We start from the raw sequence: 14,879 nt of genomic DNA, 5'->3' as shown, positions 1-14,879 counted from the left end.
TCATCGATATGGACCGCAGACAATTCACGACCCTCGGCGCTGCATCGCTCGGCAACCTGCTCACCCGGAGACTCTGGGCTGAGCAGGTCCGGGCAGCAGCATCCCCGGACAAGTTCTACTTCGCCCTCGTCGCCGACACCCACATCATCGACAACTTCTACGTCAAAGGCAGCGAAAACGGCGTCGAAGACAACGAAAGCATCCTCGTCACCACCCCCCGCCTCACCTCCGCACGCGACCTCATCAACTCCCTCGACCCCGCCATCGAACAGGTCTTCCTCATCGGCGACTACTTCCACAACTACCCCTCCACCGACTACGACTTCTACTTTAAGAACACCACCCGCCTCGATAACGCCAAGGTCATCACCGACGGCTTCAAGATGCCCGTCCACCTCGGCTTCGGCAACCACGACTACGACGTCCGGCACGTCCCCCGCGAGATGAGCCACCGCCTCTTCAAGGCCAAATTCAACGCCGAGCCCTACTCCGTCGTGGACTACAAAGGTTACAAATTCATCCACCTCAACAACTTTCTCGGCAGCACCCAGGACCGCACCTCAGCCGACTTCAACCCCAGCATCGGCTCCCTCGGCGAAGAGCAGCTCCACTGGTTCGAAGCCCAGCTCCAGCAGCGCAAGCCCACCTTCGTCTTCATCCACTACCCGCTCATCCAGGACCGCCAGGTCGAGTTCGCCGACTACGGCCTGCATCCCCTCCTGAAGAAGTACCAGGACAACATCCAGGTCGTCATCTCCGGCCACGTTCACAAGTGGATCGACTACAGCCACCTCTACGGCCCCCAGCACTACACCATGGCCGCCACCCGCTACGACCCCAACGCCTACATGCTCATGGAGGTCGATACCAAACGCGCAACCTGGCGCTTCATGAACATCGACCTCGTCCAGTGGGACAGCCATTACAGCAAACCCTGGCACACTACCTAAGTCTGAAATCTCCGAAAAATAAATCTGAAAATCATGGCGTACTTTAAGCCCCCACAAACTGTCCAGCAAGACAACCAATCCAGCCACACCAACCACCACGAACTCACCACCTAACTACCACGTCTGCAAGCCATAATTCTCGAAAACCCCAGCAAAAACGCCCATCCATCACAAGCAAAAAAAAGCGCCATCCAGCCGCCAAACTCTGAAGGAAACTACATGCTCCGCACCCTCTCCACCCTGGCCCTCACCGCCGCCCTCGCCGCCGTCGCCCACGCCCAGTCCGACACCCTCAAGCTCAACCAGATCCAAGTCATCGGCACGCACAACAGCTACCACGCCGGCATCGCCCCCAGCGAGACCAAACTCTGGCAGACCAACTACGCTGAGGCCTTCAAAGGCCTTGATTATCAACACCAACCGCTCCCCCAGCAGCTCGACAGCGGCGTCCGCCAGATCGAGCTGGACGTCTACGCCGACGCCAAAGGTGGCCGCTACGCCCACCCCTCCGGCCCCAAAAACGTAGCCGCAGCCGGCCTCCCAGCCGACCCCGACTTCGACCCCAACGGCCTCATGAACAAGCCCGGCTTCAAAGTCATGCACGTCCAGGACGTCGACTACCGCAGCACCTGCCAGCCCTTCATCGGCTGCCTCGATCAGATCAAACAGTGGTCCCAGGCCCACCCCAACCACGTCCCCATCTTCATTCTCGTTGAAACCAAACAAGATAAGCCCGGCCGAGTCAGCAAACTCCACCTCACCGAGACCGAGCCCTTCACCTCCGCCACCTTCGACGCCCTCGACGCCGAGATCCGCTCCGTCTTCAAACCCAGCGAACTCATCACCCCCGACAACGTCCGCGGCCACTACAAAACCCTCAATCAGGCCGTTTTAGCCGGAAACTGGCCCACCCTAGCCAGCTCTCGCGGCAAAGTCGTCTTCCTCATGGACCAGCACGACATGACCCCCGTATATGTCGCAGGCCACACGTCTCTGCGCGGCCGAATCATCTTCACCAACTCCGATCCCGGCCAGCCCGATGCAGCCTTCCTCGAGCGCAACGAAGGCCCCGCCGCCGACATCTCCGACCTGGTCCGCAAAGGCTACCTCATCCGCGCCCGCACCGACTCCGACACAAAAGAAGCCCGCACCAACAACACCGCCGTCCGCGATGCCATGCTAGCCAGTGGCGCCCAACTTCTCAGCACCGACTACCCCGTCAACGAACCCGCCCGTTGGGAAGGCCACTTCGTCGTCACCCTTCCTGGCAACGCATCGGCTCGCTGCAATCCCGTCAACGCTCCAACCGCTTGCAACGTCAAATGAGCAATAAGGACGGCCTAATCACGGACTAAATGGGGGCTATTCTTCGACTAGGAATAGCCCCCATTTCTATTAAGTTGAACCGCACACAGTGGCTCGGGAACGTTGGTCTGTTTTCGGATGCTACTATCCGGCTATGTCGAAAGATGAGGTGCTTGTCGAAGCGTGCGGGCTGGTGAAGGAGTATGGCGCAGGACGTCGCGTCGTCGACGATGTTTCTTTTACTATTCGGCGCGGCGAGACGCTTGGGCTGGTCGGAGAGTCAGGATCGGGCAAGAGCACCGTCGCACGGATGCTGTTGCGTCTGATAGAACCGAGCGGCGGCGACGTCCAATATGCAGGGCAGGATCTTCTAGCGATGAGTTCGCGCGAGATGCAGGCGATGCGGCGGCGTATGCAGATCGTCTTTCAAGATCCCTATGCCGCACTAAATCCGAGGATGCGAGTGCGTGAGATTCTGGCCGAGCCGTTTGTGATCCACGAGAGATTGAGAGAGGTCCAGCGTTCGCAGCTCGAGACGATGCTCCGAACGGTGGGGCTGGACGGCTCAGCGCTTGAACGATTTCCGCATGAGTTCAGCGGAGGGCAGAGACAGAGGATCAATATTGCGCGAGCCTTGGCGCTACAACCCGAGTTTGTGGTGCTCGACGAACCGGCAAGCGCGCTGGACGTGAGTGTGGGCGCACAGGTGGTGAATCTGCTGCGCGAGTTGCAGCTGGAGTTCGGCTTAACATACCTGTTTATCTCGCATTCGATGCCATTAGTGCGCTACCTGTGCGATCGCGTGGCGGTGATGCAGCGTGGCAGGCTAGTCGAGATTGGCGAGTGCGTACAGGTATGCGATGCGCCGCGACAGGAGTACACGCGTCAATTGATTGCAGCTACTCCGGAGATGCCGGCTATGGCGTAGACGAGCCTAGCCTAGTCTGCCTTCGTAACTTCGTGCTCATCTTCCGGAGCCGATACAATGGAAGATGGATGACTTTGAGTTTTAGTACGCATTGGCACTATGCCTGGCTGGTTCTGGCCTCGTCGATCGCGGGCGTGATGAATGCGATGGCCGGTGGCGGATCGTTCGTTTCGTTTCCGGCGATGCTGGCGATGGGAGTACTGCCGGTTCAGGCGAACGCTACGAATACAGTCGCACTATGGCCCGGTCAGTTAACCTCTGTGGCTGCGTTACGCGGAGATCTCAGACGCGATCTGCTGCCGGTAGTCTTCGCTGCTTCGATTCTCGGCGGAGTCAGTGGAGCCGTTGTTCTGCTGCATACGCGTCAGCTCACCTTTCTGCACATGGTTCCATGGCTGCTGCTCGTGGCCTCTTTGCTCTTTGGAATAAGCGGCCCGGTGTCACGCTGGCTGAGAGCGCGTTCGGCTGAGCCGCACATAAAGAAGCCTCTCGCGCTGGTGCCGCTGTTCTTTGTCATGCTGCCGGTTTGTTTCTACATCGGCTACTTTGGCGCAGGTGCAGGGTTCCTGATCATGACAGCGCTTGCGCTCTTCGGTGTGGAGGAGATGAATGCGCTGAACTCGCTGAAGGTGCTGGCAGCTTGTCTGTCGAACTTTTGCGCGGTGCTGACGTTTGTATGGAGTGGCGCGGTCATCTGGCACTACTGTCTGATTTCCATGATCTTTGCTGGCGTGGGTGGTTATGTAGGCGCACAGTATGCGCGGCGCATGAACGCCAACGTGCTGCGAAGGATCGTTGTGGTTACAGGATGTGCCATGGCTGCATATTTTTTCTGGAGAAATGGATGATGTTCCGTTTCAGTTGGCCGGTAAGAGAGTGCATGAGGGAGGTCGCGCGATGAGTCATGAAGGAATTCGCATTGTGAACGCGGAGCAGGCGCAGCGAGAGGATCAAGAACACGAACCGCTACCCTATGATGTGGTCACGCCGAAGAAGGTGCGGGTGAAGAAGACGGAGGGAACCGGCGTCGAGGTCGACTGGAAGGACGGTCATCAGAGCTCTTGGAACTTTGCGTGGTTACGCAATGCGTGTCCATGTGCAACATGCCACGAAGAACGAGAGCATACCGGAAGACTGCCGGGCGAACCGAAGCCGAAAGAACAGACGTTGTTGATGTTGTACGAAGCACCAGTGAAGCCGCTGGAGGTGACGCCCGTGGGCAAATATGCATTGAAGTTCAAGTGGAGTGATGGACACGAGAGTGGCATCTACTCGTGGGAGTATCTTCGGCGAGTGTGCCGCTGCAATGACTGCATGACGAAGCAGAAGCTGTAGGAGGTAGAGTGAGTATTCCGAATCAGAGTGAACAGTTACAGGCACTGACGGAGCGGTTGCGTCCACTATATGGCAGCCTAGCAGGCCATCCGCTTTATGGGGCGTTCGAGACGGTGGAAGACTTGCATGTCTTCATGGAGGCACACGTATTTGCAGTGTGGGACTTCATGTCGCTGCTGAAGACGCTACAACGCGGGCTGACGTGCGTGGATGTGCCATGGATACCGAGCAGATTTGCGGCAAGCCGCAGGCTGGTGAACGAGATTGTCACTGGAGAAGAGAGCGATATGTACGGTACTGAAGCGGTAAGCCACTTCGAACTGTACCTGCGAGCGATGCGAGAGTGTGGGGCTTCGACAGCCGCAATTGAGGGCTTGCTTCACTCGCTACATCAGGGCGCAGGCTGGGATCATGCGCTGAGGATGAGTGGCGCTCCCGAGGCGGCGCAGAGATTTGTCCAGACCACGTTTTCAACGATCGAATCCGGCAAACTGCATGCTATCGCCGCGGCGTTTACGTTTGGGCGTGAAGACCTTATCCCTGACATGTTTCGTGGATTTATTCGGGACCAGAACGAGCATCTGCATGGACGGCTCGAGCTGATGCGTTGGTACATGGAGCGCCACATCGAAGTGGATGGCGAAGAGCATGGACCGATGGCGTTGCAGATGGTCGCTGAACTATGTGACGACGATGCAATAAAGTGGCAGGAGGCGGGTGAAGCTGCAGAGTTGGCACTGCGTGCACGAATTGCTCTTTGGGATGGCATCGCAGAGAGCCTAAAGCGCGAACGGGAGCGCGTATTGGTCGCATAGCCTTCAACAGCACGCAAAACTGCATTTATCAGGAAAGCTCCTTGGAATGCGAGTTGTGGATGGCTGGATGAAAGTTTAGTTTGACGAAAGCTTCTTCTACTGTATCGGCGACGAGGATGAGTTCGCGGTTCTTCTGCTTCAGCATGCCCTCGGCGACGCAGTGGTCGAGGAAAGCGAAGAGCTTGTCATAGAATCCATTGATATTAAGCAACAAAATAGGCTTCGTGTGAAGCTTAAGTGTGTGCCATGCCAGCACCTCGAAGAGCTCTTCAAAGGTGCCGAAGCCGCCAGGCAATACGATAAAAGCATCAGCCTTCTCACCTATGAGTGCTTTCCGCGTATGCATGGTGCTGGTAATGTGCAGTTCTGTGACTCCGTGGTGAGCGACCTCGAGATCAACCAGTACCTCCGGGATGACGCCGACGACTCTACCGTTCGCAGCTAACGAGGCATCAGCAACTGCCTGCATAAGACCAACGTTGGCCCCGCCATAGATGAGGCCAATGTTGCGGTCTGCGAGAGCACAGCCCAGTTGCTCGGCTGCGCTTCGATAGACGGGACTAAATCCGTTGGCAGAAGAACAGAACACAGCGATGTTTCGAATCATGAATCAAGGATATCAATTGAGACGAGATTGGAGGCCAACCGTCGCTGTTGCGCGGAGCGGTCGGCCTGAAGTGAAGATTCGAGATGTGCAGCTTTGTTTTTGCCTGCTTACCGAATGGCGATGGTTGCGCCGGAGTGTGAGCTGACGACTTCTTCAATGACAGAGCCGACTTCATGGTTCGGAGTAGCGGTGCTGGCGATAATACGTGTTCCTACGGGAAGGTCGAGATCCACTGGCTTTCCTGGATCCAGCGTCATCACTTTATCTCCGATTTTGACGTCCATCGGCTTGCCGGAGTCGTTGCGGAGGCTGAGCTTGACCATGGTGGTCTTCGAGCGGCCGAACATGGCATGAATGGGAGAAGAGATGCTCGCAGGTGCAGCATAAACCGACGGTACTGCGAGGAGAGAGGTTGCGATGACTGCGACAGCGAGACGATTAATGCGATTCATTGTGAGACTCCCGTGTTTCAAGATTCCGACTGGAGTTCTCTGCCATGGTTCAGGGAGCTCGTCAGTTAGAAGTGATACGCAAGATGTGATGCTGCAGTTCCAGAAAATATTCAATCTGCGATTTCTTTTTATGTGAACAACTGAATAGTGCATGCGCTGTCCAAGAGCGGACACGATGTTCGCAAATGGACAGTAAATACGGGCATTTTTGTTCTTCGAGCGATGCACAGGTAGTTTTTGTGAAGAGAGCTTAAAATAGAGTTTGGAGCGTGTGGCGTTGAGTCAATTATTAGTGAATATGAATCCGCAACAGCAGGAGGGTATCCGCACAGTGGATGGACCAGTGCTCCTGCTCGCGGGCGCAGGATCGGGCAAGACACGTGTCATTACGCATCGCATTGCCTACCTGATTCAGGAGCGAGGCGTGCCGGCGGACTCAATTCTAGCGGTGACCTTCACCAATAAGGCTGCGAAAGAGATGGCCGAACGTGTGGATAAGATTCTCGGGCACACGTCGCTTGCCAAGCCGATGCTGGCCACATTTCACAGCTTCTGCGTGCGCGTGCTGCGACGAGACATTGAAGCGTTACGTGTGAATGGCGTGGGTTTGACGCGGACCTTCGCGATTTACGATGAGACGGATCAACAGGCGGTGGTAAAGCAAGCGCTGAAGAGACTGGCGATCGATGACAAATCGCTAAAGCCCAGGGTCGCGCTTGGAAGAATCTCCTGGGCGAAGAACCACATGATCGACCCGCAGGAGTATTTCCTTGCGAGCACCAATCCAATGGAAGAGAAGATTGCGCACATCTTCGAGATCTATAAAAAGGAACTCCTCAAGGCCAACGCGCTTGACTTCGACGATCTACTGCTTGAGACGGTTCGGCTATTGAAGAGCTCCGGGGAGACCCGAGAAAAGTACAACCGGCGTTACAAATATCTTTTGATTGACGAGTACCAGGACACCAACCGGCCCCAGTACGAGCTAATGAAGTTACTCACTGGCCCAGAGTCGAACGTGTGCGTGGTGGGTGACGAAGATCAATCGATCTACAGCTGGCGCGGCGCAGATATCAAAAATATTCTTGAGTTCGAGAAAGACTTTCCCGAAACCAAGACGATTCGCCTGGAACAAAACTATCGCTCAACACAAAACATCCTGGAGGGCGCGGGTGCAGTAGTTGCGCAGAACACTCAGCGCAAGGGGAAAAACCTCTTTACGACACGTGAGGGTGGCAGTCTGATTGGCTACTACGAAGCGCCAGATGGAGAGAATGAGGCGCTCTTCATCGCGGATCGCATTCAGAGGTATCTGCGCGAGGCTGGCGGACAGGTCGACATGCCGCGCTGTGCCGTGCTCTATCGAACAAACTCACAGTCGCGCCTTGTGGAAGAGGCGTTGCGCCGCTACCAGATTCAGTACCACATGGTGGGGGGCTTCAGCTTCTACGATCGCGCCGAAGTGAAGGACATTCTCAGCTATCTTAAGCTCGTACAGAACGTCCATGACTCGATTGCATTGGCCAGAGTGGTCAATTCACCAGCGCGCGGCATCGGCAAGACCACTATGGAGACGCTTGAACGCATGGCGCTGTCGTCTGGCATGAGCACGTGGGATGCAATCGCCCGCGCGATCGAGGACAGACTGCTCCCGCCACGTGCGCTCCAGGCACTGACTGGCTTCCGTCGATTGATCGAGGACGCGCGCGCGATGCTCGGACCGGGATTCGCGGAAAAGCTCGCTGAGGACGTCGCGATAGAAGGCGACGCTTCCTTGCCCTCAACATCCGTTGAGGATGGCGATGTCTCTTTCGGCTTCGGCGAAGAGGCAGAAACCGTAGCATCCGAAGAAGTAGAGAACACAGGAGCAAGCACCTCCTTCGACACAAGTTTCAACTTCGGCTTCGACTTCGGTCCGAGCGAAGAGATCTCTACCATCGCGGCAGAGAACGCTGCCGACTCCGATGAGGCTCATGGCATCGATACAGCGAGCTTCAATCCGTTCGCTCCAGTCGTCCTCAAGAAGTCTGCAAGGACAACAATGGAGCGAGCTGCCGAGATCAAGATGGAGGATGAAAGGCCTGCTTTCCGCAAACCAGGCGACGCAGCCACACTACCGGAGCTAATTAAGTTCCTGAACGACCGAAGCGGCTATATCCGCGCCCTCGAAGAGGAAGCAACGCCTGAGTCTTTCTCACGTATAGAAAACCTGAAAGAACTCGCGAACGCGGCCCAGGACGCACAAGAGCGCGGGGAGACGCTTCATGAGTTTCTCGATCACGCCGCGCTGGTCTCCGACGCCGACAGCTACAGCGAAGAGGCACGGGTTACGCTGATGACGCTTCACGCCGCTAAGGGTCTTGAGTTCCCCCTTGTCTTTCTCACCGGCATGGAGGAGGGTCTATTCCCTCACTCCCGCACGTTAACCGATCCGACCGGGCTGGAGGAGGAACGGCGGTTATGCTATGTCGGCATGACGCGGGCAATGGATACTCTCGTCATGACACGGGCGCGGTATCGGCGCCGGTACGGAAGCGATATGCCGGAGTCGAGTATTGCGTCGCGCTTTCTCGAGGAGGTCCCCAGCCGTCTAGTCGAAGACCTTGGCAGTCCGCCGGCGCGTCCACAGTTCTCCGGATCGGACTATAGTTCTGGCTACGGCGGTGCGTATGCGACTCCTTATCCGAAGGCGAATCGTTTTGGTCGCGGGACGGGTGGTGACGAGGGCGACCAGCACTATAGCTATGAAGATGAAGACCAGAGTGGCGACCGGGGTGCCAGGGCCGCAGCTCGGGCTGCAACTGGTTATGGCGCTGGCAGCCGCGCGGGTCAGGGAGCAAAGCCTGCCGGGCAGTCGATTGATAATATCGCCAGCTTCTTTGCTGCACGCGGTCAGAAGATCTCGCGACCTAAGCTTGAGGTGGAAGCGCCCGTGGGTAAGACGGGGCTGAAGCAGGGTTCCAGGGTGAAACACCCCAAGTATGGCGAGGGAATCGTCTTTCGTCGCGAAGGCGATGGGGATGATGCCAAGATTACAGTACAATTTCAACAGCACGGCGTGAAGAAGCTGGTGGAGAAGTTTGCCCAGCTGGAGCGCCTTTAAGTTCTGAAAATCGCACCTATAGAAAGATTGGCAAGATAATGGCAAATACCAAGAGCATCACCGACACACAAGAGCGCAAGAAGGTAAAGCGCGCAGCACGTAAGGCAGCAGCCCCCAAAGCAAAGCGGACCGGTGCTCGCGGCGAGAATAAGCAGAAGATCAAGAAGGCATCGCGCGGCCAGAGCAAGCGGTAGTGAATCTACCGCTAGGGCTGCGGGAGTTTGTGCCACAGCCCCTTTCGCGATGATGTCCTCTTAATCGAATTTGTGTAGTCGGAAACGCCCCGCACCAACTTTCGCACGCAGGAGCGAGCGCGCTGGCCAGGCAAATCTTTCGAACCAAGTCGATCGACAAACTGATCTCTGAATCGGAGTTGCCGGAGCACGCGTTGAAGAAGACGCTGGGCCCGGTGTCTCTGACTGCGCTCGGCATCGGCGCGGTCATCGGTTCGGGCATCTTCACCGTCGTCGGCACTGCAATCGCAGGAGAGAAGTTCGACACTACTTCTATCCTTCGCGCGCCGGTGCTGGACTACCTAATTCATCACTCCGCGCTGGCTGGAAGGCCGGGAGCGGGTCCGGCGCTGGCGGTCTCGCTGGTGCTGGTCGCCATCGTCTGCGGCCTGACGGGGCTCTGCTATGCGGAGCTGGCGTCGATGATTCCCATCGCGGGATCCGCGTACACCTATACTTACGCAACGCTGGGCGAGCTGGTCGCCTGGATCATCGGATGGGATCTCATCCTTGAGTATGCAGGCAGCAACATGGCCGTTTCGGTCGGGTTTGCTGCGCACATGGTGGATCTGCTGGACTGGTTTGGGTTTCATCCTGCACTGCGTTGGATCTCGCCGGCCTTTCTGCCGGGCGGTCTACAGGACCTGCAGGGTCACGATCTGTATCTCCCGGGATGGCACTTCGGCTTCGACTGGCCTGCCTTTCTGATCGTCATGCTGCTGACGGTTGTGCTGGTGCGCGGGATTCGTGAGTCGGCGCGGACCAACAACGTCATGGTGTTGCTAAAGCTGGCTGCGATCCTGCTGTTCATCTTCGCCGGCGCTCACTTCATCAAGCCAACGCTCTATCATCCCTACTCGCCCAACGGCTGGTCGGGAGTGCTTACCGGCGGCTCTATCATCTTCTTCACCTACATCGGGTTCGACTCCGTATCCACCGCTGCTGAGGAGTGCAAGAATCCGCAGAAGGATGTGCCGATCGGCATCATCGCGACGCTGGTGGTCTGCACTGTGCTCTACATCGGCGTGGCGACCGTGCTGACCGGGCTGGTTCCGTGGCAGAGCATGGTGGACGATGCGGCTCCGGTGGTCAATGCGCTCAAGAAGCTCTCGCTGCTGCCGGGCGGACACAGTCTGCACTGGGTGAGGCTGGCTGTGCTGCTGGGCGCGATGATGGGCATGATCTCGTCGATCCTGGTGTTCCAGCTTGGCCAGTCGCGGGTCTGGTTTGCCATGTCGCGCGATCGGCTGTTGCCAAGGTTCTTCGGTAAGGTACATCCGAAGTTCCGTACGCCTGCGGTGGCGACCTGGATTGCGGGCATTGTGGTCGGGATTCCGGCGGGACTCTTCGACATCGGGACTCTGACTGACCTTTCGAACATCGGGACGCTGTTCGCGTTTGCCCTGGTCTCGATTGGCGTCATCATCCTGCGTTATCGGGAGCCGGAGCGGCGACGCGGGTTTCGCGTGCCTTTTGGGCCGGTGATTCCTGTGCTTTCGGTGATCTTCTGCATCCTGCTGATGATGGGGCTTCCGATCATTACATGGATGCGGTTCTTTATCTGGCTCGCTCTGGGTCTGCTGATTTACTTCTTCTACAGCAGACATCATAGTGAGTTCGCTCCTCCGAAGGCCTAAGATAGGCAGATGGCGCGAAGACAGGTAAAAAAAGACGCTGAGATCGACGTGGTGGAGTGGCTTCGGGGATTGCCCAAGGTTGAACTTCATCTTCACCTTGAGGGCACGATCCAGCTGGACACGCTGCTGGAGCTGAGCAGGCGGCACGATGCGGAGCCTCTGACCGCTGATGCGGCGAAGAAGCTCTACATCTACGAGAACTTTCTCGGCTTCATGGACTCGTTCAAGGCGGTTTCGGCGCGGTTGAAGGGTCCGGACGACTACGAGCTGATTACGTACAACATGATTCGCGATCTGGCGGCCCAGGGTGTGGTGCATGCTGAGGTCTACATCTCGTTCGGGATCATCTACTACTGGAAGAACGCTGAGGTTGAACCGTACACCGAGGCCATCGAGCGGGGCCGGGTGCGCGGCGAGAAGGACTTTGGGACCACCGTGTACTGGCTGATCGATGCGGTGCGTCACTTCGGCGCGGACGAGGCGGCGAAGGTGTTTCGCAAGGCGGCTGAGCTGCGTGCGCTCTATCCGAGCATCGTTGGGATCGGCATCGGAGGCGATGAGGCTCGCGGGAGCGCGGACCTGTTTCGCGAGTCGTACGCCGAGGCCAAGGCTGCCGGGCTGCGACTGACCGCGCATGCCGGCGAGACGATCGGGCCGGAGAGCATCTGGGCGGCGATCAACATCGGGGCGGAGCGCGTCGGCCATGCGCTCTCGGCGCAGCATGACCCTGAACTGCTGGAGGTGCTGGCGCAGAAGCAGGTTCCGCTGGAGCTGAATGTGACCAGCAACATTCGCACAGGCTGCTGCGCGGGCTTCGACGAGCATCCGGTGAAGATGTACTTCGAGTCGGGGTTGATGGTGACGATCAACTCGGACGATCCGCCGATGTTCGGAAGCAATCTGCTCGAAGAGTATGTGCTGGTGCAGGAGCGGTTCGAGTTTTCGCTGGAGCAGATGCGGGAGCTGGCGGCGAATGCAGTGGAGGCGAGCTTTCTGCCGCCGGAGCGCAAGATTGACCTCATGCAGCAGGTGGAGCAGTACGGCTTTTGATCTCCGCGTTTGGGGTACCCCTCCCCCTGGGGGTGGGTGCTACTAACTTATCCGTTTTGAACGACTTACGATTTTAGCTGTCTGCAAAATATTCATTCCAGATGGCTTACGGGTAAATATTTCTTTCTAAACAGGTTAGGTCCGGTCATAAAAAACCCCTGACTCGCAGGAGCTTTTTTATGCTCTATATCCAGTATAGCTGGTGGGGGATAACTTGTACGTCATGCGAATCTCCGCGTCTGGCGCTGGTTTTGTGTGGTCTGGGGCTTGACAGAGATTTGTTGCGGGTTGGGGAGGACAGGCAACGGCAAAGGCAATATTTAATCGCTTCGGCTTCTCCTTTCGCTCCGGCCTTCGGCAGAGTGGATGTGGCTTTGCGGTGGGATCTTAGACGCGAGGCTAAAGCCTCGCTCTATCTCAACGGCGAAGGCAACGACAGGCAAGGCGACAGCAACCGCAGATCCCCTTTGGGGATGACAAACAAAGGATAGAACGAAGCAGGACGGGAATATGTCGATACAACCTAGTCAGTTGGTTTGCTGGTTGCTCGCGGGGGCTTTGGTTTTGGTTTTCGCCTTGAGATCGAGATTGAGGGCTACTGCGGCGCGGATGAGATCCTTCAGGGCTGACTCATCGATCTTTTCGCCTTCGTGGATGTCGATGGCGCGTCTGACGTTGCCGTCGAGGCTGGAGTTGAACAGCTTGGAGGGGTCTTTTAACGAGGCTCCCTTGGCGAAGGTCAGCTTGACGACGCTCTTATAGGTCTCTCCGGTGCAGATGATGCCGCCGTGGGAGAAGACGGGGGTTCCCATCCACTTCCACTCTTCGACGATCTCAGGGTCTGCCTTGTGGATAATCTCGCGCGCCTTCGCGAGCGTCTGGCCTCGCCAGTCGCCGAGTTGTTTGATCTTGCCGTCGATGAGTGCAGAGGCAGCCTCCGCCGGGATGGGTGTCTTCATGGCAAGCTCCAGACTTCGCACCTATTTTCGCTGCGCTCGGCGTGACTTGCAACCTTTCGCAAGGAGACTTCTTCCGATTCGACGGTCTTTTTTTCAGCGAGAGCATGATTGCTTGATCGCTCTGCGAGCCGATGCCATGTTCTTTGTGCGCTGAGGGATAAGAGACATTTAAATGACGAGTCCCTGACAAATAAGCTGACCGGCCTAGATAACGTGATCTCGGGTCTGCATGTCGAACGGGACCCGTCTTCAGGTAGATAAAAGGTAGGTTGAGCAACAATGAAAAATCCAAAGAGCAATGCTAGTCGTCCGGTTGACCGCCGCTCGTTTATGAGAAGCGGTCTATTGGCAGGAGGCGCAGCAGCAGTGGGCGCCGGTTTATTAGCAAACGGAGCTGTTGTCCGTGCAGAGGAACGAGGACGGCTCGGTGCAGGTGATACCGCCATCCTTCGATTTCTGGCGGCGGCAGAACTGATCGAAGCGGATCTGTGGACGCAGTATGCGGAACTGGGCGGTATCGGCAATAACCTGCCTGTTGAAGTAAACCCAAACCAACAGATGAACCCCTATCAGGCAGCCCTATCGAACCTCGATACCGATGGCCCGCAGTACATCACCAGCAATACGCTGGATGAGGTAAGCCATGCGAACTTCATCAACGCCTATCTTGAGTCCAGAGGAGCTGAGCCAGTCAACTTCTCCGAGTTCGAGACGTTGAAGGGAAGCACGGCGACGGGATCGTCGGGCAAGCTGCGGCTTACGAACCTGATGAACCTCAACGTCGATACGAGCTGGTTCGTTCGCTACCGCAGCGCAACCAATCCGGATCTCGGTGCTACCTTTCCTCAGGCGATCACTCTCAATGGGGTCACCGCCATTCCCAGAACCGATGCCGATTTCAACGGCGCTTCCAACGCTAACCTGGGTAAGGCGAACGACCATATTCAGGCGATCGCGAATGTGGCGGCGTTTCACTTTGGAGCGATTGAGCAGGGCGGTTCGAGCCTCTACGCAACCATGAGTCAAAAGGTGTCGGATCCGGAGGTGCTCCAGATCACACTGGGCATCGGCGGAGATGAGATTGCTCACTTTCTGGAGTGGGTGGATTTCGCAGGCAACGGAGTTCAGCAGCCAGTAGCACCGTTCAAGGATGCAATCTCCGGGCTGTCGTTTCCTGATTTCTTCAACAACCCACCGCTGCAACCACCTACCCTGGTTCAGCCCAGCCTGATCTTCCCCGTTCCTTGTGAGTTCATCAGCCCAAACCTCCCCCACGTCTCGATCATTCGTCCTCTGACCGATAAATTTTCCGGTGCCGTGGCTTCGGCTGCAAGCCTCATCGCAAGTGGACTCTTTACCGGTCAAAGCAGAAAGTTCCTGAACACGTTACAAATTATGGCTTTCGAAGCCGACGCCGCAATCCGCTTAGCCCTGTAGGTCTTTCGTCCCCGGTTCGTGTTGTATTCGGAACTGGGGTCTTCCTGATTGAGGGAGACCCAGCTCCG

Annotated in this window: 14 protein-coding genes; 11 read left to right on the top strand and 3 right to left on the bottom strand. The window is 57.0% G+C overall.

The annotated features are described in order from the left end of the window. Positions 1 to 8: 8 nt before the first annotated feature. From GSQ82_RS05055 to GSQ82_RS05030, 6 genes are all read left to right on the top strand, one after another. Positions 9 to 950, top strand: a complete 942-nt coding sequence (locus tag GSQ82_RS05055; protein ID WP_158790909.1) for a metallophosphoesterase — start codon at positions 9 to 11, stop codon at positions 948 to 950. A gap of 219 nt (positions 951 to 1,169) precedes the next feature. Next, a complete protein-coding gene (locus GSQ82_RS05050; protein WP_158790908.1) occupies positions 1,170 to 2,276 on the top strand; it encodes a phosphatidylinositol-specific phospholipase C1-like protein in 1,107 nt (368 codons plus the stop codon). A gap of 133 nt (positions 2,277 to 2,409) precedes the next feature. Beyond that, entirely contained in the window at positions 2,410 to 3,183 is a 774-nt protein-coding gene (locus GSQ82_RS05045; protein WP_158790907.1) for an ATP-binding cassette domain-containing protein, read from the top strand. Between the two features lie 68 nt (positions 3,184 to 3,251). Continuing rightward, positions 3,252 to 4,031: a sulfite exporter TauE/SafE family protein gene (locus GSQ82_RS05040; RefSeq protein WP_158790906.1), complete on the top strand. Its 780-nt coding sequence runs from the start codon at positions 3,252 to 3,254 to the stop codon at positions 4,029 to 4,031. Positions 4,032 to 4,080: 49 nt separating this feature from the next. After that, positions 4,081 to 4,518 (top strand): DUF971 domain-containing protein, encoded by a 438-nt coding sequence (locus tag GSQ82_RS05035; protein WP_158790905.1) that lies wholly within the window; start codon positions 4,081 to 4,083, stop codon positions 4,516 to 4,518. Between the two features lie 8 nt (positions 4,519 to 4,526). Further along, a complete protein-coding gene (locus GSQ82_RS05030) occupies positions 4,527 to 5,333 on the top strand; it encodes a DUF3050 domain-containing protein (RefSeq protein WP_158790904.1) in 807 nt (268 codons plus the stop codon). 28 nt (positions 5,334 to 5,361) lie between these two features. On the opposite strand, the gene GSQ82_RS05025 is transcribed toward GSQ82_RS05030, so the two are convergent. Both GSQ82_RS05025 and GSQ82_RS05020 read right to left on the bottom strand, forming a co-directional pair. Next, a complete protein-coding gene (locus tag GSQ82_RS05025; protein WP_158790903.1) occupies positions 5,362 to 5,940 on the bottom strand; it encodes a TIGR00730 family Rossman fold protein in 579 nt (192 codons plus the stop codon). Between the two features lie 107 nt (positions 5,941 to 6,047). After that, a complete protein-coding gene (locus GSQ82_RS05020) occupies positions 6,048 to 6,392 on the bottom strand; it encodes a hypothetical protein (RefSeq protein WP_158790902.1) in 345 nt (114 codons plus the stop codon). A gap of 298 nt (positions 6,393 to 6,690) precedes the next feature. Between GSQ82_RS05020 and GSQ82_RS05015 the strand changes: the two genes are divergently transcribed. From GSQ82_RS05015 to add, 4 genes are all read left to right on the top strand, one after another. Beyond that, positions 6,691 to 9,495: an ATP-dependent helicase gene (locus tag GSQ82_RS05015; RefSeq protein WP_158791311.1), complete on the top strand. Its 2,805-nt coding sequence runs from the start codon at positions 6,691 to 6,693 to the stop codon at positions 9,493 to 9,495. A gap of 38 nt (positions 9,496 to 9,533) precedes the next feature. Continuing rightward, positions 9,534 to 9,689, top strand: coding sequence for a hypothetical protein (locus GSQ82_RS24500; protein WP_174243035.1), 156 nt, complete (start codon positions 9,534 to 9,536; stop codon positions 9,687 to 9,689). Between the two features lie 194 nt (positions 9,690 to 9,883). Beyond that, positions 9,884 to 11,365, top strand: coding sequence for an amino acid permease (locus GSQ82_RS05010; RefSeq protein ID WP_158790901.1), 1,482 nt, complete (start codon positions 9,884 to 9,886; stop codon positions 11,363 to 11,365). A 9-nt stretch (positions 11,366 to 11,374) separates the two neighbouring features. Continuing rightward, entirely contained in the window at positions 11,375 to 12,415 is a 1,041-nt protein-coding gene (gene add, locus GSQ82_RS05005) for an adenosine deaminase (protein WP_158790900.1), read from the top strand. A 527-nt stretch (positions 12,416 to 12,942) separates the two neighbouring features. On the opposite strand, the gene GSQ82_RS05000 is transcribed toward add, so the two are convergent. After that, positions 12,943 to 13,374, bottom strand: a complete 432-nt coding sequence (locus GSQ82_RS05000) for a DUF1801 domain-containing protein (protein WP_158790899.1) — start codon at positions 13,372 to 13,374, stop codon at positions 12,943 to 12,945. Positions 13,375 to 13,653: 279 nt separating this feature from the next. On the opposite strand from GSQ82_RS05000, the gene GSQ82_RS04995 reads away from it, so the two are divergent. After that, positions 13,654 to 14,811 (top strand): hypothetical protein, encoded by a 1,158-nt coding sequence (locus tag GSQ82_RS04995; protein ID WP_158790898.1) that lies wholly within the window; start codon positions 13,654 to 13,656, stop codon positions 14,809 to 14,811. Positions 14,812 to 14,879: the final 68 nt, after the last annotated feature.

This window comes from Granulicella sp. L60, assembly GCF_009765825.1.
Taxonomy (GTDB): Bacteria; Acidobacteriota; Terriglobia; order Terriglobales; family Acidobacteriaceae; genus Edaphobacter.
Note: the sequence above shows the minus strand (reverse complement) of the source record. Positions and strands in the feature narration are given on the sequence as shown.

Coding starts and splice junctions, on each gene's coding strand:
- GSQ82_RS05000 (WP_158790899.1), bottom strand. CDS start 13,374: ATGAAGACACCCATCCCGGCGGAGGCTGCCTCTGCACTCATCGACGGC.
- GSQ82_RS05015 (WP_158791311.1), top strand. CDS start 6,691: ATGAATCCGCAACAGCAGGAGGGTATCCGCACAGTGGATGGACCAGTG.
- GSQ82_RS05040 (WP_158790906.1), top strand. CDS start 3,252: ATGACTTTGAGTTTTAGTACGCATTGGCACTATGCCTGGCTGGTTCTG.
- GSQ82_RS05025 (WP_158790903.1), bottom strand. CDS start 5,940: ATGATTCGAAACATCGCTGTGTTCTGTTCTTCTGCCAACGGATTTAGT.
- GSQ82_RS05035 (WP_158790905.1), top strand. CDS start 4,081: ATGAGTCATGAAGGAATTCGCATTGTGAACGCGGAGCAGGCGCAGCGA.
- GSQ82_RS05045 (WP_158790907.1), top strand. CDS start 2,410: ATGTCGAAAGATGAGGTGCTTGTCGAAGCGTGCGGGCTGGTGAAGGAG.
- GSQ82_RS05020 (WP_158790902.1), bottom strand. CDS start 6,392: ATGAATCGCATTAATCGTCTCGCTGTCGCAGTCATCGCAACCTCTCTC.
- GSQ82_RS05050 (WP_158790908.1), top strand. CDS start 1,170: ATGCTCCGCACCCTCTCCACCCTGGCCCTCACCGCCGCCCTCGCCGCC.
- GSQ82_RS04995 (WP_158790898.1), top strand. CDS start 13,654: ATGAAAAATCCAAAGAGCAATGCTAGTCGTCCGGTTGACCGCCGCTCG.
- add (WP_158790900.1), top strand. CDS start 11,375: ATGGCGCGAAGACAGGTAAAAAAAGACGCTGAGATCGACGTGGTGGAG.
- GSQ82_RS24500 (WP_174243035.1), top strand. CDS start 9,534: ATGGCAAATACCAAGAGCATCACCGACACACAAGAGCGCAAGAAGGTA.
- GSQ82_RS05055 (WP_158790909.1), top strand. CDS start 9: ATGGACCGCAGACAATTCACGACCCTCGGCGCTGCATCGCTCGGCAAC.